Source organism: Niallia sp. FSL W8-0635, from assembly GCF_038007965.1.
In the GTDB taxonomy this organism is placed as follows: domain Bacteria; phylum Bacillota; class Bacilli; order Bacillales; family Cytobacillaceae; genus Niallia.
The window spans coordinates 1,574,059-1,597,899 of record NZ_JBBOYD010000001.1 but is presented as its reverse complement, the minus strand read 5'-3'; the positions used below and the strand labels follow the sequence as shown (position 1 = coordinate 1,597,899).

Genomic DNA, 23,841 nt, shown 5'->3' with positions numbered 1-23,841 from the left:
ACCTACTTTCTGTGAAAATATATTCTTTACATAAACGTTTATGTAAAGTTTAAAAAATTTTACTCCATCCTATTTATTACAGACGCCCTTTCTACTAATCGAAATGGCATCCTTTCTGTTTTCACTTCTACTTTTTGCTGAATAGCCTCAATCACTTTCAAGCAGCCCTTTTCTCCCATTAACTGAAATGGTTGCTCTATTGTAGTTAAGGGAGGAACAGCCATTTCTGCAACTCTCGTATTATCGTAGCCTATGACAGAAAGTTGCTCTGGTATTTTTATCCCTAAGTCAAAGGCTGCTGAAATAACACCAAGTGCTACTTCATCACTTACACAAAATACAGCTGTTATTCCAGCCTTTTCAGCATGGAAAGCATAGAGGGCTTCTTTTCCGGCAGAAAAACTATAATCTCCTGCTTTTATGTAGTTAGCCGAAATACTTAATCCGTGATCCATTAATGCCTTTTTATATCCTTCTATCCTCGGAATCCCAGCTACTCGATCAGCGTAATCCACACCTGCCAAGCCAATTTTTCGATGTCCATGGTCAATTAGATACTTTGTAGCAGCATAGGAAGCTTCAAAATCATCTACTTTAATAAAAGGTATTTGTTTATTTTGTGTATCTGTAGACAATAGCACATAAGGGATACTCAATGATTCAATAGCTTGAATTTGCTCCTCGGTTAGTGGGATAGATACAAGAACAAGCCCATCCACTTTTCTTTCTTCTAGCATTTTTAAGCAATCAATTAATCGATTACCTTTCTCCCCAGCATGGGAAAGAATGACACTAAAGCCATGACATTGCGCTACCTTCTCCATCCCATTTACAATATCAGCATAAAAGATGGTTGACACGTTTGGCATGATAATACCAATTAAATTACTAGATTTTTTCACTAAGCTTCTCGCCATTTCATTTCTCCGATAGCCTAGCTCTTCTGCCATTTGCAGGATTTTCTTCTTTGTCTCTTCATTGTAACCACCTGCTCCATTTAAAACTCTTGAAACAGTTGCTGTGGACACATTGGCGACTTTTGCTATGTCTTTAATTGTTATCGTCATTTATTTCACCCTTCACGTAAACGTTTACGTAACTTTACTTTAACACAAAAATGTAACGCTTACAATAAAAAAACGTGTGCTTTGGTAATGGTATGATGAATACCACTACCAAAGCATGCAGCTTATTTTACTTCTATCTTTACATCCCCTTCGATGTAATTAGGGTAAGCGAATAATTCAAGACGTAAAGGATTTTTATAAACAGTGTTTTCTAAATGTAACTCCCATCTCTTTTCATTATTGGTACTTGTCATTAGTTCAGTAGATATTGAGAGTTCTTTTCCATCAGCATCTATTGCATAACTAAAGAGACTAAAATGATTTTCTGAATTCGATTCCATATAAAATTCTATTTGATTCTCAGAAGTTTTTCCTAATTTAAGCTTACCGTCTTTCGGACTTTTTATTAATTTACTTGCTTCCGTGTCTACAATAACCATCGCGTCTTCCTTATCAATTGCCATCAACTTATTTATACACAAATAAATTTCCTTCGTTTTTTCAAAATAATTAGACTGCAAATAAAATGTTTTCTCATTTTCACTTATATGCCTCATTACAGTTCCGTTTTTAATAGAACTCCAAACTTCTTCTTTTTCATTTTCCAACCGCATATCTTCAAATCCCAAAATTTCTTTTGTATTAGCAGGATTAAATGCTACCTTCACTCCAATTCGTAATGGGTACACGATAATTTCTTCTATCGTGATTTTTTGATTCTCCACTTCCACAACCTGGTTTATTGGATAAGTTATATTCTTCTTTACATTTTCCTTGAGTTCAAAAGGAATCAGAAATTTTATTTCTTGATTGTCCATTACTGTAACTAATTCAAAGTTAAACGTTAATTCCTCAAAAGAAAAAGAGTTTACAAATTGGTACTCAACCATATCTTGAAATTCATTTTGAATATCATCAGGAAAATATACATTATAGCTACGTGAATGCTCAGGAAATTCTTCTTTATTTAGGAGATTAATATACTTTATCTCTCCGCCAGTTAGTGGCTTTGTCGATTTCAACGTATAAAATACATTCATTCCTGATTCATCCATAATTACTCCATCTATCGTTAACGTCAAATCTCCTTTTGTCTCAGAAACATCTACCTTTTGATAATAATCATTTTCTATAATGGCGGAAAAGCCTTTATCTTGTTCAATAAAACCAATCATCCATTCCATCCCAGGGATTGTTGAGAGAGCATTTGCAAAAGTTGGGGATATTCGAATGGAAGTTACAAAGAAAATGATAATAATGGCAGCAATCGCAAGCCCTACTAATCTTTTTTGTTTTTTCTTAACCAGATTTTTTTCTCGCTTTGCTTTCATAAATCCACTTAAAATGGCTTCATCCGTTTTTCCGATCGGTAATTCTACTTTTTCTAAGTCATTCTTTAACTTAGACAATCTTTGTTCCTCTTGTTCATACATGATCACTCTCTCCTTTCTCCTTAAAATATAGTCTTAATGTTTTCAGTACTTTATGTAATCGAGACTTTACGGTTCCCTCTGGTATTTTTTCCATTGCGGCAATTTCTTTGATTTTCGTATTTTGAAAATATTTCAAATAGATTAATTGCTGATCTTCATTAGATAACAATCCAAGGGCTTCCTTTAGTTCAATCAAGGATTGGTCTTGGTAAACAGATCCATCATATACTTGGTTATCAGAAATAACTCTGTTGGATCTCTTTACTTGATCTTGACAATAATTGATCATAATTCTTGTTAGCCATGTTTTTAAATAGGCTGGCTCTTTAACGGTATGTATCTTTTTATAAGCTCGATAGGTTACTTCCTGCAATGCTTCTATTGCCGCATCTTCATCTTTTAAAAATGCTAAAGCAGCTCTTAGCAATGATTCTTTATGTAATTGCATTACTTTCAAAAAGGCATCATCATCTCCTTTAATGGCTTTCTTACTAAACTCTAACTCTTCCAATTAATCACCTCCTCAAATTGTCCTATACATTAGACTTTCTACTGGGGAAAAAGTTCAAGAAAAAACTAAATTTTTATTTTTTATCTTAGAGCAAATTATACATGAACTTTTAAACATAAAAAAAGCCACTAAGACAAAGTCCTAGCAGCCTCCTATTTTCCTTTAATACATTCCCTCTGTTTCTTCTTTCGTTACGATATAAATATTTTTCGTCTGTGTATACCCATCTAATATGCTCTTGTATGTTTCTCTGCCGATTCCTGATTTTTTATAGCCTCCAAATGGAGCTCCTGCTGGAAGCTGATTATACGTATTCACCCACATACGACCTGTTTCTACACTTCTTGCTACACGAAGTGCAGTATTAATATCACGGGAGAATACTGCTCCACCAAGTCCAAACTCAGATTGGTTAGCCAGCTCAATAACCTCTTCTTCGGTCTTAAATTTTATTACCGTTGCAACTGGACCAAAAATTTCTTCTTGTGCGATGCGCATCTCATTTGTAGCATCGGCTAAAATCGTTGGTGCCATAAATGCGCCTTTTTCCAATCCATTATTTTCGAGTCTGCAGCCCCCTGTTACAACTCTTGCTCCTTCTTCTTCGCCGATTTTTACATATTCTAAAATTTGTTCTAATTGGCGCTCATTTATTTGCGCCCCCATCACTACATCCTCTTCCCAAGGCAGGCCAACTTTTACATCCTCAAATGCAAGCTTCATTTTTGCGAGGAACTCCTCATAAATTCCTTCTTGGATAAAAATACGAGAACCAGCACAGCAAACCTGTCCTTGGTTAAAAAGAATTCCTAATTGAACCCCTTCCAAAGCTCGCTCCATTGGTGCATCATTAAATATGATATTCGCTGACTTTCCGCCTAGCTCAAGTGTTGATGGAATAAGTCTTTTCGCTGCAGCAACCGCAACTTCTTGGCCAATTTCCGTTGATCCTGTAAAAGCAATTTTTGCAAATCCTTCATGATGTAACATATAATCTCCAGAGTGGGAACCGCGACCCGTAATGACATTAACTACTCCATTTGGCAATACTTGATCGAAGATTTTAGCTAGTTCTAATAAGCTTAAAGAAGTTGTAGACGACGGATGAATAACTACCGTATTACCGGCTGCAATAGCGGGTGCAATCTTCCATGCAGCCATTAATAAAGGAAAATTCCAAGGAATGATTTGACCAACTACCCCAATAGGCTCCTTTATTGAAATGGACAAAGTATCCTCATCGAATGCTTGCGCAGTCCCTTCTTCTGATCGGATTACCCCTGCAAAATAACGAAAATGATCAGAGCTTAATGGAACATCAATATTTCTTGTTTCTCTTAGTGGCTTTCCGTTATCCAATGTCTCCACTAAGGCTAATTTTTCCGCATGTTCATCAATTAAATCAGCAATTTTTAATAATAAATTGCTTCTATCTATTAAACTTACTTTCTTCCATGTTTTTAATGCCTCTGCTGCTGCAGCCACTGCTTGATCTACATCTGCATAGGTAGCGTCCACAAAATCAGCCAACTTTTCTCCATTACTAGGGTTATAGCTGCTAATTAGCTTTCCTTCTGAACCTTTTACCCATTGCCCATTAATATATAGACCATATTCCTTGTCCAATACTGTTGTTGCATTTAAAGCAGTTACCACTTTCAAAACCCCTTTTTAATATATTTAAAAATAAGGCATGTAGGAAAAATGCTTTTGTTTTAAAAAATCCCAGACCTTATTTTTATCCTGGTTATTAAAACAGACATTTAAGAATACGTTTGCAAAACATCTCAAAAAAGAATTACATATGTGAATTTTTTAACAAGCTAGTAGATAATTAAATTATAGTTTCTATTAAAAGTAATGTCTATTAATAACCGTGTACTTCTTTTTGTTACAATTGCGAGAGTCTTTGGTGAAAATTTCTATTTATCTTCCAAAACGTTTATCATGAAAAATGACATGTGGCTGCCCACATGTCATGCTTTTCTTGCTTTCATAATCATAGTAGTTGGAAATTTTCTTGCTTTGTATAAGGAATAATAACGATCAGAGATTTCCGTTTCGATCGTTTCAAAATTTTTGGAAACCTCACTTTCTATAACGGATTCAATGGTAAATCCAGCTTTAATTAATTCATTTATATAAGTACTCATCTTTCTTTTTGGTATGACTACTGGTGCTTCTTCTCCTTTAAACCTTTGATAAGCTGTTAAACCTTCTTCTTGATAGGAACCTTGAAGATAGATTTGCCCGTTTTCACTTTGCATATGCGCATATAATGGATGATCCCAACTAAAAATAAATTCTCCTCCTGGCTTTAAATATGAATAAATAAGTTTAAAGGTCGAGGCTAAATCTGTTGTCCATCCAATTGCATAGATAGAATAAACGGTGTCGAAATATAATGTCGGAAGACCGATATCTTCCTCCATCGCAGCACAGAATAAGTTGGAAGATAGACCTTTTAATGTTTCTTTTGCAGTCTCTATTTGCTTTTCAGATAGGTCTATCCCCCATAATTCACTAGCTCCTTTATCAGCCATGTACAGTAAAGAATGTCCACTGCCACACCCAATATCAAGGACTTTTTTATTTGTTATTTCTTTCAATAGTCTTAATTCCTCTTCCGTTTGGCTAAAAGGGCCATAGCTAGGCAATGCGTCTATCCCATTAAAATGATGGGCTACTTTATTCCAGCTTTTCTTATTTTGTTGTAAAATATCAATCGTCATTTTTTATCCTCCTCCGTCTTCTTTTATTGATTCTACATTCTTCTTTCCCTTACCTGCTTGCTTTTACATAGGAAAAAAAACACCAAAACGGATAACGGGTTCGGATACCTGTCTCATTTTATGAAAATGTATTTAAAAATTTCCTTTTGTTTGCTATATCTTTTGTCCTGCAAAATGCAGGGCTATTTGTTATGTGTATGAACATTACAAAGTGTCGCTAAAAGTATTTTTGGTCCAAGGCTCAATAATAACTGGATGTTCCTTTCACCGTGATGGGAACATAAACGTAAAAATTTCGCTTATATTGAAAATTGTCCCTATTCACTTAAAAATAAGGTTAGTTTTTCCGCTTATATGCTACAAAACTCTTGATTTTGTCTTATTTAGAGGAGTTAACCGGAAAATTTCCGTTTATTTTTACTTTATAAGCTTTCTTTTGTGCATTAGCCGGAAATTCTCCGCTTATGAATTCTCATAGCTACGCGAACAACAACAGTAACCAAAGCCGAAGAAAAAACATAAATTTGCAAATAAAAAACACCGCATTTTGCAGTCCGATTATCAAGGTAACAGAAACCTCTGTAACCTTACATTTTGATATACAAATTAGCTTACAGCTTCACGCCTATTTTATAATTTTTCCGCGTTATATCAACAGAAAAAGACCATCAAATTCTATTACAAATTGATAGTCTCTTTCATATACATTTTTAGTTTTTGTGATAGGAATCAGAACCAGTTACAAAACGGACGAGTTTTTTTCTAATTCTTCTCTATTTTTCTTTTGTTCCTATTAAGCATTCTCTTGCTTTAAGCCATCAATAATATTTTCTTTCTTAATTTTGCTGACTGAATATAGCATAGCGGAAGCGACAATGATAAATATAGCAATCACTACATAGAAAATGCTTAACCATGGAAGCGCAAAACCATATTCAAATGTATTGCTTATAGACCAGTATAGGATAGCTATTACTCCTATGCTAATTGGAAGACCATACATCAATGCTTTTATCCCATAAAAGATACTCTCAAAGTAAATCATTTTATTAAAACCAGTTGGGGTCATTCCAACAGAACGCAGCATAGCAAATTCTCTTTTTCTTAAAGATATACTTGTAGAAATGGTATTAAAGATATTGGCAATACTAATTAAGGAAATGAGGGAAATAAAACCGTACATAAAAACAGACATAATCATAATCATCTGTTCCGATTGCTTACGATCCTTTTCCACATTGTAAATATAGATAGAGCCTGTTTTTAAATCTTCTAACTCTTCTTGGGCTTTCTCCGGATTGTCGCTATTTAAATAGAGATTGTAGTTCAAATTAATATTTTTTTCCTTTTCAAATAATTTCTCTGCTACTTCATTAGAGATGATCATTGTTAACATTCTATAATTATCAGCATCCATTCCCATGAATGTTTCATTCGTAAATAAGCCAATCTGTATCTTAGTAAATATTTCATCCTTTGCGCTTTCTTCACGGTAACTATAGAGATCGAGATAATCCCCTGGTTTCGCATTCAGCACTTTTTCCTCCACAAATTTCTCTTCATATGGATCAAAATAAGATGCCGTCTCTATCACTATCCCTTTTGGATCATCGGGATTCGTATATTCTTTGATAGGAAAGCCTACTGAATTAGCGTAACGCTTAAAAGCAGATTCAGATAAAATAAAGAAATTTACAGTAAAGGGGAGTTTGCCGTCCTCTAAGAACGCATCACCTTTTTCCACCGATTTCCTATTATTTTCACTTAAAAGATCTTTCTTTAAATAGGTACTTACATACGCATTCTTAATTAAATTGCTTTCTGTAATACTTGGTGCATTCGCTAAAATCTGCAGCTCTTCCTCTGGAGTTGTTGAATCTGCAGACACAGCAATATCGTAATCGATATTTTCCTGTGAGAGTCCCACTGACTTTTTCATATTATCGGTAAAATAAGCCACGACTAAGAAAAGCAAAATACTAATAACTAAGGAAAATACGGTTGTTTGATATCTACGCTTATTCCGTTTTAAGTTTTTTAAGCCAATTTCCGCTTCTATTCCAAATAGCTTGCGCACAAATTTAGATGTTTTCATTTTTTTCCCTGATAATTTAATATCTTGCGTTTGTCTAATTGCATCAATTGCAGAAATCTTTGATGCTTTCCTAGCTGGCAAATAGGTTGAAATAAATATGGTTACAACTGAAATAATAATAGAAAATAGGATGGAATAAGGCGTTACAACTACATTTAATTCTTGAGTAGAGTTTAGGGCATCTTGCAAATACTTATTGATAAAAGAGAATGTAATTCCAATTCCCACAAGCCCAGCAATTATTCCTATTGGTATACTGATGCCACCTATTACTGCACCCTCAAAGAATACAGAATTTCTTTTTTGCTTCTTAGTCGCTCCTACACTCGAAAGCATACCTAAATGTCTTGCCCGTTCCGACACACTAATAGCAAACGCATTATAAATCAGTGCCACAGAACCAATAACGATAACAAGGATGACAATACCTATTAAAGAATACATTGTAAGAAGCAAATTATCATTCGATGATACGCCATAATAACGCAATAACTCATTATTAAAATTTACTTTTGCAATGGCTAATTTCTTTGCCAATGATTCCGAGTCCTCATATAGAGACTGCTTTACCTTTTTCATCACAACACTTGCATTTACACTGCTGCTAGTTGTTAATTCGTTTTGGTCCAAATAGCTAACAACGGTATATCCTGGTGACCATGAAGGTTCCCAAGATGGAGTTTCCATGATTCCGACAATTTTGAATGTGTAGGATTTTGCCTGCTGGATTTCTTCTACACTTTCCCCTTCTTCATTCCTTTGTAGAGGATCTGTTTGTGTTAGGATGGAATCTTCTTCATCTAATTTAAAATGCCTTTCCCCAATACTAACCTTTAACTCTTCACCGATAGCATAATGACTATTTCCCTTCTTCCTCATTTCATCAGATATAATTATTTCATTAGCGGCTTTTGGAAACGTACCTTCTTTTAAGGTAATTAAAAATTGCTTAAATCCTTGCTCATCATACTGCTTAAAAAATAAATACGGTTTATTTTCATTTTTTGAATCCTTCCAGTTCGCATAGCCCAAATCATTGGATAAAATAACTTTTTCTATATTACTATCCTTTCTAATTTCTTTGGCTTGCTCGCTGTTAACACCGCTAAATTGTGCATGCCACTCTCCGTCTCTTGCCATACTGTCTCTCTTTAATAAATCGATAAAAGAAAGACCAAGCGTCGCTACAGCTGTCAGCATACTAACAGAGATAATGACCCCAATTATGGTTACTAGTGTTCTTCGCTTATTCTCCTTTAAATTTCTTAAAGTGAGTTTATTCATGATATTCATGGACGAATCACCTCATTTTTGGCGATTTTTCCATCTTCAACAGATATAACTCGATCTGCTTGTAATGCAATTCGTTCATCATGGGTAATAACAATCAGTGTTTGATTATAGGTTTTATTAAACATTTTTAATAGTTCCATAATCTCTTCACTATTTTTACTATCTAAATTTCCTGTAGGCTCGTCTGCAAGCATAATAGCAGGATTACTGATAAGTGCACGTCCAATGGAAACACGCTGCTGCTGTCCCCCCGATAATTGATTAGGAAGATGATCTAATCTTTGTTGCAAGCCTAATATAGATACAATGCGATTAAATTGCTCTTTATCTACTTGATGATTATCTAATAGAAGAGGCAGCGTAATATTTTCTTCTACGGAAAGAATAGGGATTAAGTTATAAAATTGATAGATAAGACCAATTTGTCTTCTTCTAAAAATAGCTAATTGTGTTTCATTTAATTGATAAATATCTGTATTATCTACAAAAACTTTTCCATTTGTCGGTCTATCCACTCCACCTAGCATGTGAAGCAACGTAGATTTACCTGATCCAGATGGTCCGATAATCGCAACAAATTCACCCTTATTAACAGTGAAAGATACATTATCCAATGCCGTTACTGCCGTTTCCCCTTTTCCATACACTTTAGACAAATTTTCTATTTTTAAAATTTCCATTTTATCGTCCTCCAAATACTTGATGCTCTTAGTGTACCTGTCTAAAGTGACTCTCCAGTGACTTTAAAGTGACAATTTAGTCACTTTCGTAGGAATAGGTGGCAAGTTCTTTTATGCTTTGTTCTTTTTTATGGGGCATTTCTGGCTTTCATTCCCGCTCCTAGATACCGTTATCCCCACTAAATCACCTGTTTATAAAACTTAATATGAAAAGTAGTCCCTTCCCCCACCTTACTTCTAACTTCAATATCGCCATGCTGGCTTTTGATAATACTATAGGCCATCGCTAAACCAATACCGATGCTATCTTCACTTGCATTTTCTCCCTTATAAAATCGTTTAAATATATAAGGCAAATCTTTTTTAGAGATGCCTTTCCCATTATCCTGAATAATGATTTCTGTAAATAAAACATTTTCAGCGTATCGAATATGTATTTTTCCATCTTCAGAGGTATGCTCCACACAATTTTTCAAAATATTAATGAGTGCTTCCGCAGTCCAATTAAAATCTCCAGTATAGGAAACACTCTCGTCTCCTGTAATCTCAAAAGAAAGTCCTTTAATATCCATTGGAATTAATATTGGTTCTACTGACTTATTAATCAGTTTTTTAACATCAACTTGCTCCTTTTTAAAAGGAATCGTCCCAGCATCCATTTTCGATAATTTCAGCAAGGAAGAAACAAGCCATTCCATTCTTTCCAGCTGAATCGAAATATTATTCGTAAATTCACGCCTTCTCATTTCTTCAAGATTTGGATTGCACAACAAATCGGTCATGACAACCATGGAAGTTAATGGTGTTTTCAATTGATGGGATATATCTGAAATAGCATCTGTAAGCTTTAATTTTTCCTCACGTAAAAGAGCGCTCTGCTCCGATAACATTAATGTAACCTTATAAATGTTATTTTTTAAAATACTCAATTCGCCTTCCACATTATCCCGAATATCCAGCCTTACATCTCCGTTGCTAATTTGCTGTAAATAATTCGATAGCTTTTCCATTTCCTTATACCGGTATCTAGTAAAATGATAAAAACAATACGTGATAGCAGCAATCACAACGAGTAAAAAAACTGCAGCTGAAATGGAATATACAACACTTGCATAGATGATAGCCATTATGCTAATAACCGCTAAAATGAATAGAAGTACCTTCACTTCTCGATTACGAATCATATTAATCCCCTACCTTATAGCCAAGTCCACGTATGGTTTTGATGATAGTTGGTTTTTGAGGATCGTCCTCTAATTTTTCGCGGAGCCTTTTTATATAAACGGTTAATGTATTATCATTAACAAAATCTCCTGCCACATCCCATATTTTCTCTAATAATTGGCTTCTAGTTAAAACTTGTCCTATATTATTAGCAAAAATGAGAAATAAGCGATATTCAAGTGCCGTAACCATTACTTCCTCATTTCTTTTATAAATCTTTCCTTCCGATGTGTTAATGCGTATCGAATCTATTTCAATCAAAGGATTATTCTGCAGCTGCTTATTGTACCGCCGCAAAACGGATTTAATTCTAGAAAGAAGCTCTCTTAAGCGAAATGGTTTTGTTATATAGTCATCTGCACCCATATCCAGTCCCATTACGACATTCACTTCATCATCTAAAGCTGTTAAAAAAATGACAGGCTTATCAGCTTTACTTTTGACATATTCACATAGTTCATATCCAGAACCATCTGGAAGGGAAAGGTCAAAGATACATAAATCAATAAATTTTAGTTGGTCCTCTAAAGCTCTTTTGGCAGTTTGTACGTTAAAACACGTAATTGTTTCATACTTTTCACTTTGTAAACTGTATTCTAAACCAGAGGCAATGGTTTTATCGTCTTCCACTATTAGTATTTTCATTTGATACTCCTCAAAATTTTCTTTTTTCTGTATTATTCTAAACGATTGAAACACAGAGGAAAAGGGATTCTATTATTATTACGTTTCAAATAATAGGTAATTACACTTAGCATACAATGAGAAATGATTGAAAATACTACAATAAAACAAGTAAAAGGAGTTTTATTATGGACACGCGCGAACCGCTGAATATACGTTCAACAACAATAGACCTCAATGAAAAGCTTACATCTGCAGAAATGGGGAAACTTTGGGCGACTTATATGGGAAACAGCATGTCTAAATGCTATCTCCATTACTACCTTCAGCATGTGGAGGATAAAGATATTAAGCATTTATTGAAAAAGGCATATAACTTATGTAGCGAATTCTTAAATACGATAGAAGCTATATTTAAGAAGGAAAATTTTCCAATCCCGAAAGGTTTTTCTATATAAGAGGATTTGAACCTTGATGCCCCTCGATTATTTGAAGATGAATTCTATGTACATTATCTTAAATATACTGCCAAAGCAGGAATAAGCATTTATAATGTTGCTGTACCACTTGTTTTTAGAAAAGATGTAAAGGAATTTTTTTCGTATTGTATGGAAGCAACGATGGCTTTAATAGAGCAAATCAAAGAACTATTAATGACTAAAGGATTTATTAGTAAGCCACCTATTATTCCAATACCTGAAAAAACAGATTTTGTTCAAAAGGATTTTTTAAATGGATATTTTGGACATGTCAGACCTTTACATGCATTAGAAGTCGCCCATCTTTACGACAATATTGAAAATAATGTTGCGAGTAAAGCATTAATTATGGCATTTAGCCAAGTTACAAAAAATGAAGAAATTCGCGAATTATTTATTAGAGGAAAAAATTTCACTCACAAGCATGTGGAGCATTATATGGACAAACTACATAATGAAGATTTACCAGCGCCATCTTTTCTTGATCATTTAGTAACAACATCAACCGTTTCTCCTTTTTCTGAAAAAATAATGCTATTCCATAAAGTGGATATGTTTTCCATGAAGATTAGATCCTTTGGAAACTCGGTTGCAGTGAATGGTAGACATGATTTAGGTTTTATGTATACAAGAGGCTTAATTCAAATAGCATCGTTTGTAGAAGATGCAGCAAAAATCATGATTAAAAATGGCTGGATGGAGCATCCACCTTATGCAGCCGAAAGAGATTCGTTAGGGAAATGACTAGTATAATTAAAAATTCGTTCGTCTTCTTTTATTTATTTCCCCCCTAATTGCTGGAGCTCATTAACAGTAACAAAAGTATATCCTTCTTCCATTAATGTTTTTAAAACACCTTCTATTGCTTTCAATTCCTCACCCGTTTGATCATACATTGGATGCATTAAAATAACGGAACCAGGCTTCACTGATTCTTTCACATAGTTTACTTTATCCTCTGCCACTTGATAATAAGTATCTGGCTCGATGTCCCAGAGTATCGTATCCATATTGGCTTTTTTCAAATAATAAGGAAGTCCGATAAGCCTCTTCCCATTAGGCGGTCTGAAATCTATGTCTCCTGTATAACCTGCTTTTTTGATTAATTTATTTGTGTCTTCAATTTCTGTCTTTATAAAGGATTGTGATTTAAAAATCATTCGCTTGTGGGAGTATGTATGATTTCCAAGTTGATGACCATTTTTGGCAATTTCCTTCGCTATTTCAGGATTTTTTTCTATTTCATTTCCTATAAGAAAAAAAGTTGCTTTGGCATCATATGTATCTAATAATGCTAATATCTCGTCCACATTTTGTGTTGGTCCATCATCAAATGTTAACGCAACTACCTTCTCATTAGTATGTACATGATTGGTTAATCCTCCAAATAACTGAAAGGTTCTTGCATTCATTAGTTTATAGGTGCTAAATAAAAGGAGAAATAGAAGCAATATTCCAATTACTACAACCAAAATTTTTTTCATTCTAAACAGCCTTTCTTATACAAATTTTCTCCATCATCCATTATACCTTATTTAAGTTCTTCCTCACTCCATTATCTCTAGTAAATAAAACAGAGGAGAATGACTAATCATTCTCCTCTGTTTTATCAAAAATATTGGAAACAAATAATTATTTTTCATCCTTTTCCTTTTTCTTGTCGATTGTTCCTTCTGTTAAACTAGTATTTGCCTGGTCATGGGTTTCTTTTAAGCCTTTTGAAGCCTCATCTTTTTGTTTCTTCTCATTAGGCTGATGTGTTTTCCCTGCTGGGCTCGTTGTTGATTCTTTACTCATTTTCTAAACGCCTCCATTTTTGATGATATAAATTTATCTACTAGTTTTATACCACCTTTAATAGAACAGAAAACATTATCTATTTAAGAACCAGTTGAGCGATAGTGTCGCACCCCAAATACCCATACAAAAATACAGGGAAGGATAAAAAGTATTCCTGCTAAAGGTGCAAGCATGTACAGCCATTCATCCTTTCCTCCTTTATCTAGAAGATATAATAAAGGTAAATAATTGACACTTCCAAAAGGAATTACAAAAGTAAAAAAGCGTGTCACCCATTTTTGATAAATATTTAACGGATACTGAGCCATTTCTCTACCGCCATCGGTAAAAATATTCGCAATCTCTAAACCTTGTATGGTCCAAAAGCTAAGGGTCGCTGCCAAAATAAAGATTCCTGTGAAAATGAAAACTCCGCTTATTATCATTAAGAGTAGGGTTATCACCTTCAGGAAGCTCCAATCAAACGCTAGATTACTTAAAGCCCATCCTAGTACGATTACGCTCTGTAATAATCGACCAACTCTAGTAAACTCGAATTTAGAACCGAGGACCTGCATAAAGGTTGTTCTTGGTCGTACAAGTAATCTGTCAAAATTACCACTTGCAACGAGACTGGAGAAATTATCAAATCCCCTTGCAAAGCATTCACTTAATGCAAAGGCCATATGAATAATCGCAAAACAAAGGGCAACCTCATAAAAATCCCATCCCTTTATTTGTCCAAATCGTTCAAATAAGAAGTATAATCCAGCAAAAGCAGAAAACGGCACTAGAAATTGCCCTAATGACAATAGCCAGAATGACGTTCGATACTGCATTTGTGATTTAAATAATACGAGAAGGTATTGAAAATAAAGTTTCATCTAGACTTACCCTCCTTGCACAATGACTTTTTTCATTGCTTTATGTAACGCTATTTTTCCGAAAAAAACAAGTACAAACAGCCATGCAAGCTGAATGAAAATACCCTCTATCGCTTCTCCATTCGGAATATTTCCAGAATAAACACGAAACGGAAAATCAGCTGTTAAACGAAATGGAAGAAGATATACAATTTGTTGGAGCCACTCTGGCATCAATGGAATAGGAACAACCATCCCAGCAAAAAACTCCCCTATTACACCAAATACTAGAAGGGAACCCATTGGAGATAAAGTGATAAATACTGAAATATAGATAAACATAGAGATAGCTACTAAAACCAATAAGCCTATTAAAAGAGAGAGACAAAATAATAAGAACGTTTTTAAATCCGGGGGCAACATCATTCGATAAGCTTGTGGCAACAAAAAAGCCAGCAATATGATCGGAAAACATCTTAATAATGCGCTAGCTAACCGCTGTGCTAGTAACTTACTAAACCAATATTCATATATCCCGATTGGTCTGCACAACTCATAAGCAATATTTCCTGTCGTAATTAAGTCAAATAATTCATTATCACGAAACCATAGCATAATAAATGCTAAAAAAGATTGCTGCAGCCATAAATAAGTAACCAATTCTTCTAATGAAATTGGTTGATTTGAGCTTGATTGGGCATAAAAAGCTTGAAATATCATGATATAAATAAATCCCCAGAAAAACTGTGTCGCTACTCCTGCCAGTGCTGCTGCCCGATATTGCATCCCATTTAACAAACGTAGTCTTAATACAGCAATGTATGGTTTCATCGTCCTCATATCTCATACTCCTTATAGAGCTGGACAATAATATCTTCAATTGGCTGGGAAGTCACTGAAATATCAACTAAATCCAGAGAATGGGACAATTTCATGATTACTGCTGATACAGAAATTTGTGTCGTATCCACGCTTAAAATAGCTCTTTCCTCTGTCCAAGAAAGTGTAGTAGTTCCAGGAATTTGAATGGGACGATTGCTTGATTTATAGTCTAAGGTTATGGTGCGATGGGAACCAAAACGGCTTCTTAATTCCTGTAAATTCCCATCATATAATAGACTCCCTTTCCCGATTAAAATGACTCGATCACAAAGTGCCTCAATATCGAACATATCATGTGTCGTAAGGATTACCGTTACTTTTTTCTGTTTATTGATTTTTTTTATAAAGTTCCTCACAGCAATCTTGCTTACTGCATCGAGACCAATCGTAGGTTCATCTAAGAAAAGAATTTGTGGATTATGTATAAGGGAAGCAGCAATTTCACAACGCATCCGCTGTCCTAAACTGAGCTGCCTTACAGGTGAATGTAGGATGTCTTTTAACTCGAGTGTTTCGATTAATAATGATAACGTTTCGTTATATTCTGTATCTGGTACATGGTAAATATCTTTTAATAAGGCAAAGGAATCAATGACCGGCACATCCCACCAAAGTTGAGATCGTTGGCCAAAAACAACTCCGATATTTTTCACATACTCTACCCGATCCTTCCATGGTGTATAGCCCATTATTTCACAACTTCCACTATCAGGAACTAAAATGCCGCTCATTACTTTTATCGTCGTTGATTTCCCTGCTCCATTTGGACCAATATAGCCAACAATTTCACCAGGCTTTATTGTAAAATTCACATCATTTAATGCATGGACAATAGTATGCTCCCTGTGTAGGAGCGCTTTCAAACCAGCTTTCAAACCTGTCGTCCTTTTAGCAACCTTAAAGGACTTATTAATTCCTTCTACTTTAATCAATACTTTTCCCTCCTTTTTCCAAAGAAGATAATAATAGCATTCAAGTTTAGAATGTGTCAATCCGTTTTTTGACTTTTTAAAATCTTCTTTCTGGATTAAATCAACTTACAAGAAAAAGGGTGAAAAAAACCTTGAAACCGATTCGTTATGAATGGCATATTTTAAATAGGTACTGAAATGACTATTGAATTGGCATCATTATTGGTATATAAGACCTCACTCGCAGGTGATATGGTTCATTGTAATCAGGATATCTTTTCCTTTACAAGAAGAACCGCGAGAAGCAAAATTAGCGGAGTTTTTCCGGTTACATGCAGAATGGAGCTTGTTTTGAAGTAAAGTAAGAGGATTTTTTCCGCTTATACATAGCAAAAACACCCATTTCTGAAGCTTTCGAGCCAATAGGCGGAATCTCTCCGTCTATTTCAGCCTTTTTTTATATTAATTACTAATTAAGCGGAATTTTTCCGGTTATTATCAGCTCTTATGCTTAAGCTGATCTCCAGCCAATCAGTTAATATCCATTGCTATGTCAAATCTAAAAAAAATCCGCTGAAACCCTGATATATAAAGAAAAGACGTATGCCATTTCATACGTCTTTTCTTGTGTCATTTAGTAAGAATGCACCCGAAAACGGAACCCTTTAAATAACCTTTCCAGGCTTAACTTTTTTCAAAAAGCAACCAATCAATTAGAAGCTCTATTCCATTTTAATTGGTAAATAACTAATAACAAGATGAACCAAACAGGTGTTACGAATAATGCGATTCTTGTATCCTCTGCGAGTGCTAAGACAACTAGAACAAATGCTAGAAAAACAAGAATAATATAGTTAGCAACAGGGTATAGCGGCATTTTAAACTTATTCTTCGCTGCTAGCTCTGGTCTTGTTTTTCGATATTTCATATGACAGAGTACAGTAATTGCCCAAATATAAATAAAGCAAACAGTTGAGATACTTGTAATGAGCGTAAATACTCCTTCTGGCATGATATAATTTAAAATGACCGCAATTAAAACAACAATAACCGAAAAGAACAAGGCATTTGATGGAACTTGATTTTTTGTTAATTTAGCAAGTGCCTCTGGTGCATTCTTTTCCTTTGCTAAAGCATAAGTCATTCTACTGGTACTAAAAATCGCACTATTACACGCAGATGCCGCAGAAGTTAAAACAACAAAGTTAACGATTCCAGCAGCGGCTGCTATTCCAACTGCTAAGAAAACTTGAACGAATGGGCTTTTGGCTGGATTAATGGCATTCCATGGGTAAATGCTCATAATAATAAGCAATGCTCCTACATAGAAAATCAAAATTCGAACAGGAATATTGTTAATCGCTTTAGGAATAACTTTTTCAGGATTCTCTGTTTCACCAGCTGTTAGACCAACCAATTCAATTCCTACAAATGCAAATACCACCATTTGGAAAGATAGAATAAATCCATGCATCCCATTTGGAAACATACCATCATGACTCCAAAGGTTTGTAAAACTAGATGGACCTGCATCTGTTGAAAAACCTTTAATAATCATAATAAAGCCGATAATAATCAAGGCGATAATCGCTATTATTTTGATTAAAGCAAACCAAAATTCCATTTCGCCAAATAATTTAACCGAAGCTAAATTCATAATTAGTAATACAATCAAGGCTATGAATCCAGGTAGCCATTGTGGGACGGTTGGAAACCAGAATTGTGTATACATGCCGATAGCAGTTAAATCTGCCATCGCTATCGAAATCCAACAGAACCAATACGTCCATCCTGTAACAAAAGCAGCTCTATTTCCGAAATAATCATGAACGAAATCAACAAACGAATGATACTCAAGATTCGATAAAAGCAGTTCTCCTAGCGCACGCATAATCAAAAAACAGATAATCCCTGTAATGATATAAGCAAATAAAATAGAAGGACCTGCTAAGTGAATGGACTTACCCGCCCCAAGAAAAAGTCCTGTACCGATCGCTCCTCCAATCGCAATTAATTGAACATGTCTGTTTTTCAAGCCTCTAGACAATGTTTCTTGTTGCATGTTAAATCACTCTCTTTTCAGTTGTACTATTAAAATCTATTATATTACAAAGTCAACGAATTATAGTTTAGCACATAATAAGGGAACATTCACGAAACTCTCTTATTGTAATGATGAAATAATATTTTCCTAACAAATGATTCATTTTATGCTTTTATAATATGCTATTATGGATAAAATACTAGTGACATTCTATTACGATATTATGAAATGTTTAAGATGTTTCATCCTAAAAATGCTATAATTGGTTGAAATGCAAATATCAGTGTCCTACAATATTTATAGCCGAGTCAATACTTTAAGTAGATTGAAATAGCTAAGTCTGTTCAGATTATAGGAGGAACCATTCATGCCCGATACATATCAAGGAACAAAACTAAAAGTTTTCGCTCTTAATTCATCCCCTGCGCTTGCTCAAGAAATAGTGGAGCATCTAGGTATTGAATTAGGAAAATGTACAGTGAAGAAATTCAGCGACGGGGAAATTCAAATTAATATTGAAGAAAGTGTCCGTGGTTGTGAAGTATTTATTATTCAGTCTACTTGTGATCCTGTGAATCAAAGTATTATGGAATTACTTATTATGATTGATGCCTTAAAACGTGCTTCTGTTGAAACGATTAATGTGGTTATCCCATATTATGGTTATGCACGTCAGGATCGAAAAGCACAACCGAGAGAGCCAATTACAGCTAAATTAGTTGCCAATTTGATTCAAAAATCTGGTGCAGACCGTGTGATAACATTAGATCTTCATGCACCACAAACACAAGGTTTCTTTAATATTCCAGTTGACCAATTAGTTGGTATCCCACTTCTTGCGGATTATTTGAATACAAAAGAATATGCACATGACGTAGTAGTAGTTGCCCCTGATCATGGCAGTGTTACTCGCGCCCGTGAGCTTGCAGATCGCCTAAAAGCACCAATTGCCATTATTGATAAGCGCGGTCCAAAAGATATCGGCCCACGAGAAGTTAACATCGTTGGTAACATTGAAGGAAAAACAGCTATTATCGTCGATGATATCGTCGACACATCCTACCGTATTACTACTGCTGCAAAAGCATTACTTGAGAACGGTGCAGAAGAAATTTACGCATGCTGTGTACATCCTGTTTTATCTGAACCAGCTATTGATATGATCCAAGAATCACAAATCAAGGAATTGATTGTTACAAACAGCATTCCACTTCCAGAGGAAAAGAGAATTGACAAAATTACACAGCTTTCTATTGCTGAATTACTAAGTGATGCCATTAGCCGTGTTTATGAGCATAAGTCTGTGAGTGTATTGTTTAAATAAGCTGTTATGGTTAGAGGCTGTCCTGGAGGCAGCCTTTTTTAGTGGATTGGATTTTGTAGAAATGTTTTTTGGGGGTAGGGGTTGAATCATATCCTTGCTACTTTGGATCATATTTTCTTTTTTTTGGATCATATAGCTAAATCCCCCCTTCTAACAACAAAAAAAGACTCCCTTTTTACTCCAGGAGTCTATCAGTTATCCCTATTCTTCTATTTAAATCACTCTCATCGTAACAATTCCATCAATTCCTTTTAGTTGCTGAGAAAGAAGTGGAATGATTTCATCTGCCACTTGGTTATCGATATCAATCATCGTGTAAGCATACTCGCCACGGCTTCTGTTTATCATATCAGCAATATTCAACTGGTAGGTGGAAATGGCTTGTGTTATCTGTCCTACCATATTAGGAACATTTAGATGGAAGGCTGTAACACGACGTTTTCCTGTATAAGGGATGGATGCATTAGGAAAGTTTACAGAGTTTTTAATATTTCCTGTTTCCAAAAATTCCTTTACTTGGCGAGCTGCCATTACAGCACAATTTTCCTCAGATTCTTCTGTAGATGCTCCGAGATGAGGAATAGCAATCGTATTCTTCATTTGTAGGACATTTTCATTTGGAAAATCTGTAATATAGCGTCCTATTCTACCTTCTTCTAGAGCAACAGCCATATCAATTTCATTAACAAGCTCTCCACGAGAGAAATTTAAAATTTGAGTGCCAGGCTTCATTAAGTTAAAAGCCTGCTGATTAAACATTCCTTTCGTATCTTCTGTTAATGGCACATGGACTGTTATAAAATCTGATTCTGCAAATAGCTGGTCTAAGGTCATCGCCCGCTGTACATTACGGGATAAATTCCAAGCTGTATCCACAGAAAGAAAAGGATCATAACCAATGACATCCATATCGAGAGCAAGGGCATCGTTTGCTACAAGTGCACCAATGGCTCCTAGGCCAATAACACCTAATGTTTTTCCTTTGATTTCATGTCCAACAAATTGTTTTTTGCCAGTTTCCACTAGCTTTGGAACTTGATCACCTTCTGTAAGAAGGGTTTTCGCCCATGACACTCCATCAAACAGATTTCGGGATGAAGCCATCAATGTCATAAGCACCATTTCTTTTACTGCATTGGCATTCGCACCAGGTGTATTAAATACAACAATTCCTTGTGTTGTACATTGTTCAACCGGAATATTATTGACTCCTGCTCCAGCTCGTGCTATCGCCTTTAAGTTTTCCCCCAATTCCATTCCATGCATATTAAAGCTACGCAAAAGAATTGCATCTGGATTATTGCTCGTATCGTCAATGGTAAATTTCCCTTTTTTAAACACACTCAGGCCACTTGCTGCAATATTATTCAATGTCTTAATTGTCTTTACCTCTTTAACAGTCGTAGTGCTCATCTCCATTGCTCCTTTTAAATCAAATATATTCTTTTTACGCTTGGCTAATACGTTTTCTCTTTTAAACGAAATTTCCGTCTAAAAAAGAAAAAGGCAAGGAGTATATAATTCCCTTACCTCTGCCCAGGCGAACGGCATACGACGCTATGTGCTCCCCTACGGTTATCCGTATTTCGCCAGTTACACATAGCCTTTAGATTGCCTTCATTCTATCAGACTATTCAGTAATCATCAATGACTAATTTCTTATTAATTTTCCGTTTTTTCATGCCGTTTTTAGAATGGTTTATTGGTATAATTTATTTTGCTTTATATATTCATAGCATTTTTCTGGCAAAAGATATCTTGGCTCTCCACCCATCCCAAACTCTTCTCGTATATAGGTAGAGCTTATTTCCATGGCTAAACCTTTATCTAACAGATGAAATGTGTTCCCATCATCATGGTTTCGGAGGATTGGTGAACGGCTAATGGTCGTTAACATATCAATTCCGTTTCGAGCCATTACAATAAACCGATTTTCTGCTATTAATTCCTCTCCTTTTGTCCACATACCTCTTCCAATATCAACTAGCAAATCAGCTCCCATGATAAAGTACACTTGATTGTCTGGAAAAAGCTTTTTAAAATAATTCATCGTATGATACGTATAGATTTCCCAGCCATCTTGCTTCATTTCATATTCATCCAACGCAAACTTATCATTATTCTCTATCGCCATGTTCACCATCTTAATACGATGTTCATCTGCTGTTTCCATCGTTTTATCCCTCCTTTTACTTGAACAAGGAAGAAAAATTACTTTATCTAATTTACAACGGTGAGCCACAGTACTGGCAGTCCAGAGATGAACATTGGTTATTGGATCAAAGGATGATCCATAAATCCCTATTTTCCCCAATTTATTCTCTCCCCCTTAAAGTTTGATTCTACGCGTCTTCTCTTTCATTTCTTCTATAGAGTTTCGCTTATTTTCCCAGCATGCTTTGCTTAAATCAACTGGATACTCTTCTGGATTAAGGGTTCGCTTATATTCATTCCAGAGCAAATTCAAGTTCTCTTTAGCCTTCATTTGAATATCCTTTAATGCAGGTGTTTCAAAGTGAACTTGCCCATTCTTTATAACTTGATGGTGTAATTCGATCGCTCTATAATTTGTAACTACTTTATTCAAATACGGATGAACAGGATGAAACATTTTTAAAGGTTCTTGCGTAATTGCTTCAGAAGCGAGCGTAATATAGTCCCCTTCTGCATGATTATTTTCATTATTAATAATTCGATACACTCTTTTCTGTCCTGGAGTAGAAATCTTTTCTGGATTTCCCGATAATTTAATCGTATCCTCCATTTCACCGTGTTCATTTTCAATGCTAACTAATTTATATACCGCACCCAATGCTGCTTGATCATATGCTGTAATCAGCTTTGTTCCAATGCCCCAAATATCAATTTTTGCTCCCTCTGCCTGCAAATTCATAATGGTATATTCATCTAGATCATTAGAAGCAATAATTTTCGCATCAGAAAATCCTGCCTCATCAAGCATTTCTCTCGCTTTCTTGGAAAGATATGCTAAATCTCCACTGTCTAATCGAATTCCTTTAAAGTGAATCTTGTCTCCAAACTCCTTCGCTACCTTTATCGCATTGGGTACACCAGAACGAAGCGTGTCATATGTATCGACTAGGAAAACACATTCTGTATGAGAGTTGGCATAACTTTTAAATGCTTCATATTCGTCTTGATATGCTTGAACAAGTGCATGTGCATGTGTCCCTGATACAGGAATATCAAAGATTTTACCTGCTCTTACATTACTTGTAGCAGAAAACCCACCAATATAGGCGGCTCTTGTTCCCCAAATCGCTGCATCCATTTCCTGCGCTCTTCTTGTTCCGAACTCCATTGCTGTCTGCTCCCCAATAACCTGCTTCACCCTCGCTGCTTTTGTTGCAATAAGCGTTTGGTAATTAACAATGTTTAAAAGGGCTGTTTCGATTAATTGCGCCTCAGCAATTGGAGCTTCTACTCTTAGAATTGGTTCATTGGCAAATACTAGTTCTCCTTCCTCCATGCAGTATATATCACCGGAAAAAGTAAGTTTTTTTAAATAAGCAAGAAAATCCTCTTTATAGCCAACTTCATTTCTTAAGTAATCTATATCACTTTCCGTAAACCGACAATTTTTTATATAAGATAAAATTCGCTCGAGACCAGCAAATATAGCAAAACCATTACCAAAGGGAAGCTTGCGAAAATAAAGTTCAAACACCGCTTTCCGTTCCTGTTTTCCTTCCCTCCAATACGTCTCCATCATATTTATTTGATAAAGATCTGTATGAAGCATTAGACTGTCATCTGCATAACTCATTAATTTTCCTCCTCGTGCTAAATTCACTTCTACTTCTAAAAAAATTGTCCATTATCTTAACATATGACAAATCTCTGTTTGTTATATAAATATCCTTTTATTTATTAAATCAT

The 23,841-nt window shown here is 35.1% G+C and carries 19 protein-coding genes, 1 pseudogene and 1 riboswitch; of the genes and pseudogenes, 2 read left to right on the top strand and 18 right to left on the bottom strand.

What is annotated here, in order from left to right:
• Positions 1-59: 59 nt before the first annotated feature.
• From NYE52_RS07460 to NYE52_RS07420, 9 genes are all read right to left on the bottom strand, one after another.
• On the bottom strand, positions 60-1,067 hold the full coding sequence (locus NYE52_RS07460; protein ID WP_224428353.1) for a LacI family DNA-binding transcriptional regulator: 1,008 nt from the start codon (positions 1,065-1,067) through the stop codon (positions 60-62).
• A 122-nt stretch (positions 1,068-1,189) separates the two neighbouring features.
• Entirely contained in the window at positions 1,190-2,500 is a 1,311-nt protein-coding gene (locus NYE52_RS07455) for a DUF4179 domain-containing protein (protein WP_341192499.1), read from the bottom strand.
• Positions 2,493-3,011 (bottom strand): sigma-70 family RNA polymerase sigma factor, encoded by a 519-nt coding sequence (locus tag NYE52_RS07450; protein ID WP_341192498.1) that lies wholly within the window; start codon positions 3,009-3,011, stop codon positions 2,493-2,495. The genes NYE52_RS07455 and NYE52_RS07450 overlap by 8 nt, the downstream gene beginning before the upstream one ends.
• A 162-nt stretch (positions 3,012-3,173) precedes the next feature.
• Positions 3,174-4,667, bottom strand: a complete 1,494-nt coding sequence (locus NYE52_RS07445) for an aldehyde dehydrogenase family protein (RefSeq protein ID WP_341192497.1) — start codon at positions 4,665-4,667, stop codon at positions 3,174-3,176.
• A 320-nt stretch (positions 4,668-4,987) separates the two neighbouring features.
• On the bottom strand, positions 4,988-5,743 hold the full coding sequence (locus NYE52_RS07440; RefSeq protein ID WP_101730140.1) for a class I SAM-dependent methyltransferase: 756 nt from the start codon (positions 5,741-5,743) through the stop codon (positions 4,988-4,990).
• 793 nt (positions 5,744-6,536) lie between these two features.
• The gene (locus NYE52_RS07435; RefSeq protein WP_341192496.1) at positions 6,537-9,131 is read right to left on the bottom strand and encodes an ABC transporter permease; all 2,595 of its coding nucleotides are present in this window, start codon (positions 9,129-9,131) and stop codon (positions 6,537-6,539) included.
• Entirely contained in the window at positions 9,128-9,811 is a 684-nt protein-coding gene (locus NYE52_RS07430) for an ABC transporter ATP-binding protein (protein WP_341192495.1), read from the bottom strand. The genes NYE52_RS07435 and NYE52_RS07430 overlap by 4 nt, the downstream gene beginning before the upstream one ends.
• 179 nt (positions 9,812-9,990) lie before the next feature.
• Positions 9,991-10,995 (bottom strand): sensor histidine kinase, encoded by a 1,005-nt coding sequence (locus NYE52_RS07425; RefSeq protein WP_341192494.1) that lies wholly within the window; start codon positions 10,993-10,995, stop codon positions 9,991-9,993.
• 1 nt (position 10,996) lies between these two features.
• On the bottom strand, positions 10,997-11,680 hold the full coding sequence (locus NYE52_RS07420) for a response regulator transcription factor (RefSeq protein ID WP_341192493.1): 684 nt from the start codon (positions 11,678-11,680) through the stop codon (positions 10,997-10,999).
• A gap of 167 nt (positions 11,681-11,847) precedes the next feature.
• Between NYE52_RS07420 and NYE52_RS07415 the strand changes: the two are divergent.
• Positions 11,848-12,882: pseudogene (locus NYE52_RS07415) on the top strand (DUF3231 family protein).
• A gap of 35 nt (positions 12,883-12,917) precedes the next feature.
• Here NYE52_RS07415 and NYE52_RS07410 read toward each other — a convergent pair.
• From NYE52_RS07410 to NYE52_RS07385, 6 genes are all read right to left on the bottom strand, one after another.
• Positions 12,918-13,622 (bottom strand): polysaccharide deacetylase family protein, encoded by a 705-nt coding sequence (locus NYE52_RS07410; RefSeq protein WP_341192492.1) that lies wholly within the window; start codon positions 13,620-13,622, stop codon positions 12,918-12,920.
• Between the two features lie 148 nt (positions 13,623-13,770).
• A complete protein-coding gene (locus tag NYE52_RS07405) occupies positions 13,771-13,935 on the bottom strand; it encodes a YozQ family protein (RefSeq protein ID WP_341192491.1) in 165 nt (54 codons plus the stop codon).
• 83 nt (positions 13,936-14,018) lie between these two features.
• Positions 14,019-14,801: an ABC transporter permease gene (locus NYE52_RS07400; protein ID WP_341192490.1), complete on the bottom strand. Its 783-nt coding sequence runs from the start codon at positions 14,799-14,801 to the stop codon at positions 14,019-14,021.
• Between the two features lie 6 nt (positions 14,802-14,807).
• Positions 14,808-15,611: an ABC transporter permease gene (locus NYE52_RS07395; protein ID WP_341195132.1), complete on the bottom strand. Its 804-nt coding sequence runs from the start codon at positions 15,609-15,611 to the stop codon at positions 14,808-14,810.
• Between the two features lie 5 nt (positions 15,612-15,616).
• Positions 15,617-16,594, bottom strand: a complete 978-nt coding sequence (locus NYE52_RS07390) for an ABC transporter ATP-binding protein (RefSeq protein ID WP_341192489.1) — start codon at positions 16,592-16,594, stop codon at positions 15,617-15,619.
• A 688-nt stretch (positions 16,595-17,282) separates the two neighbouring features.
• Positions 17,283-18,635 carry an amino acid permease gene (locus NYE52_RS07385; protein WP_341192488.1) on the bottom strand — a complete coding sequence of 451 codons (1,353 nt, stop codon included), beginning with the start codon at positions 18,633-18,635 and terminating at the stop codon, positions 17,283-17,285.
• A gap of 349 nt (positions 18,636-18,984) precedes the next feature.
• Here NYE52_RS07385 and NYE52_RS07380 point away from each other — a divergent pair, with 349 nt between their 5' ends.
• Entirely contained in the window at positions 18,985-19,941 is a 957-nt protein-coding gene (locus NYE52_RS07380; RefSeq protein WP_341192487.1) for a ribose-phosphate diphosphokinase, read from the top strand.
• Between the two features lie 213 nt (positions 19,942-20,154).
• Here NYE52_RS07380 and NYE52_RS07375 read toward each other — a convergent pair whose 3' ends face one another.
• From NYE52_RS07375 to NYE52_RS07365, 3 genes are all read right to left on the bottom strand, one after another.
• The gene (locus NYE52_RS07375) at positions 20,155-21,354 is read right to left on the bottom strand and encodes a phosphoglycerate dehydrogenase (RefSeq protein WP_341192486.1); all 1,200 of its coding nucleotides are present in this window, start codon (positions 21,352-21,354) and stop codon (positions 20,155-20,157) included.
• A 114-nt stretch (positions 21,355-21,468) separates the two neighbouring features.
• Positions 21,469-21,548: riboswitch (ZMP/ZTP riboswitch) on the bottom strand.
• 92 nt (positions 21,549-21,640) lie between these two features.
• Complete coding sequence (gene nadD, locus NYE52_RS07370; protein WP_341192485.1) at positions 21,641-22,255, bottom strand: nicotinate (nicotinamide) nucleotide adenylyltransferase; 615 nt, start codon at positions 22,253-22,255, stop codon at positions 21,641-21,643.
• A 15-nt stretch (positions 22,256-22,270) separates the two neighbouring features.
• Positions 22,271-23,728, bottom strand: coding sequence for a nicotinate phosphoribosyltransferase (locus NYE52_RS07365; protein ID WP_341192484.1), 1,458 nt, complete (start codon positions 23,726-23,728; stop codon positions 22,271-22,273).
• Between the last annotated feature and the right edge of the window lie 113 nt (positions 23,729-23,841).

Bases quoted from the DNA above. Each gene is read 5' to 3' on its own strand.
- NYE52_RS07460 (WP_224428353.1), bottom strand. From the start codon at position 1,067: ATGACGATAACAATTAAAGACATAGCAAAAGTCGCCAATGTGTCCACA.
- NYE52_RS07420 (WP_341192493.1), bottom strand. From the start codon at position 11,680: ATGAAAATACTAATAGTGGAAGACGATAAAACCATTGCCTCTGGTTTA.
- NYE52_RS07405 (WP_341192491.1), bottom strand. From the start codon at position 13,935: ATGAGTAAAGAATCAACAACGAGCCCAGCAGGGAAAACACATCAGCCT.
- NYE52_RS07375 (WP_341192486.1), bottom strand. From the start codon at position 21,354: ATGAGCACTACGACTGTTAAAGAGGTAAAGACAATTAAGACATTGAAT.
- NYE52_RS07365 (WP_341192484.1), bottom strand. From the start codon at position 23,728: ATGAGTTATGCAGATGACAGTCTAATGCTTCATACAGATCTTTATCAA.
- NYE52_RS07385 (WP_341192488.1), bottom strand. From the start codon at position 18,635: ATGCAACAAGAAACATTGTCTAGAGGCTTGAAAAACAGACATGTTCAA.
- NYE52_RS07395 (WP_341195132.1), bottom strand. From the start codon at position 15,611: ATGAAACCATACATTGCTGTATTAAGACTACGTTTGTTAAATGGGATG.
- NYE52_RS07430 (WP_341192495.1), bottom strand. From the start codon at position 9,811: ATGGAAATTTTAAAAATAGAAAATTTGTCTAAAGTGTATGGAAAAGGG.
- NYE52_RS07410 (WP_341192492.1), bottom strand. From the start codon at position 13,622: ATGAAAAAAATTTTGGTTGTAGTAATTGGAATATTGCTTCTATTTCTC.
- NYE52_RS07435 (WP_341192496.1), bottom strand. From the start codon at position 9,131: ATGAATATCATGAATAAACTCACTTTAAGAAATTTAAAGGAGAATAAG.
- NYE52_RS07440 (WP_101730140.1), bottom strand. From the start codon at position 5,743: ATGACGATTGATATTTTACAACAAAATAAGAAAAGCTGGAATAAAGTA.
- NYE52_RS07455 (WP_341192499.1), bottom strand. From the start codon at position 2,500: ATGTATGAACAAGAGGAACAAAGATTGTCTAAGTTAAAGAATGACTTA.
- NYE52_RS07380 (WP_341192487.1), top strand. From the start codon at position 18,985: ATGCCCGATACATATCAAGGAACAAAACTAAAAGTTTTCGCTCTTAAT.
- NYE52_RS07425 (WP_341192494.1), bottom strand. From the start codon at position 10,995: ATGATTCGTAATCGAGAAGTGAAGGTACTTCTATTCATTTTAGCGGTT.
- NYE52_RS07400 (WP_341192490.1), bottom strand. From the start codon at position 14,801: ATGAAACTTTATTTTCAATACCTTCTCGTATTATTTAAATCACAAATG.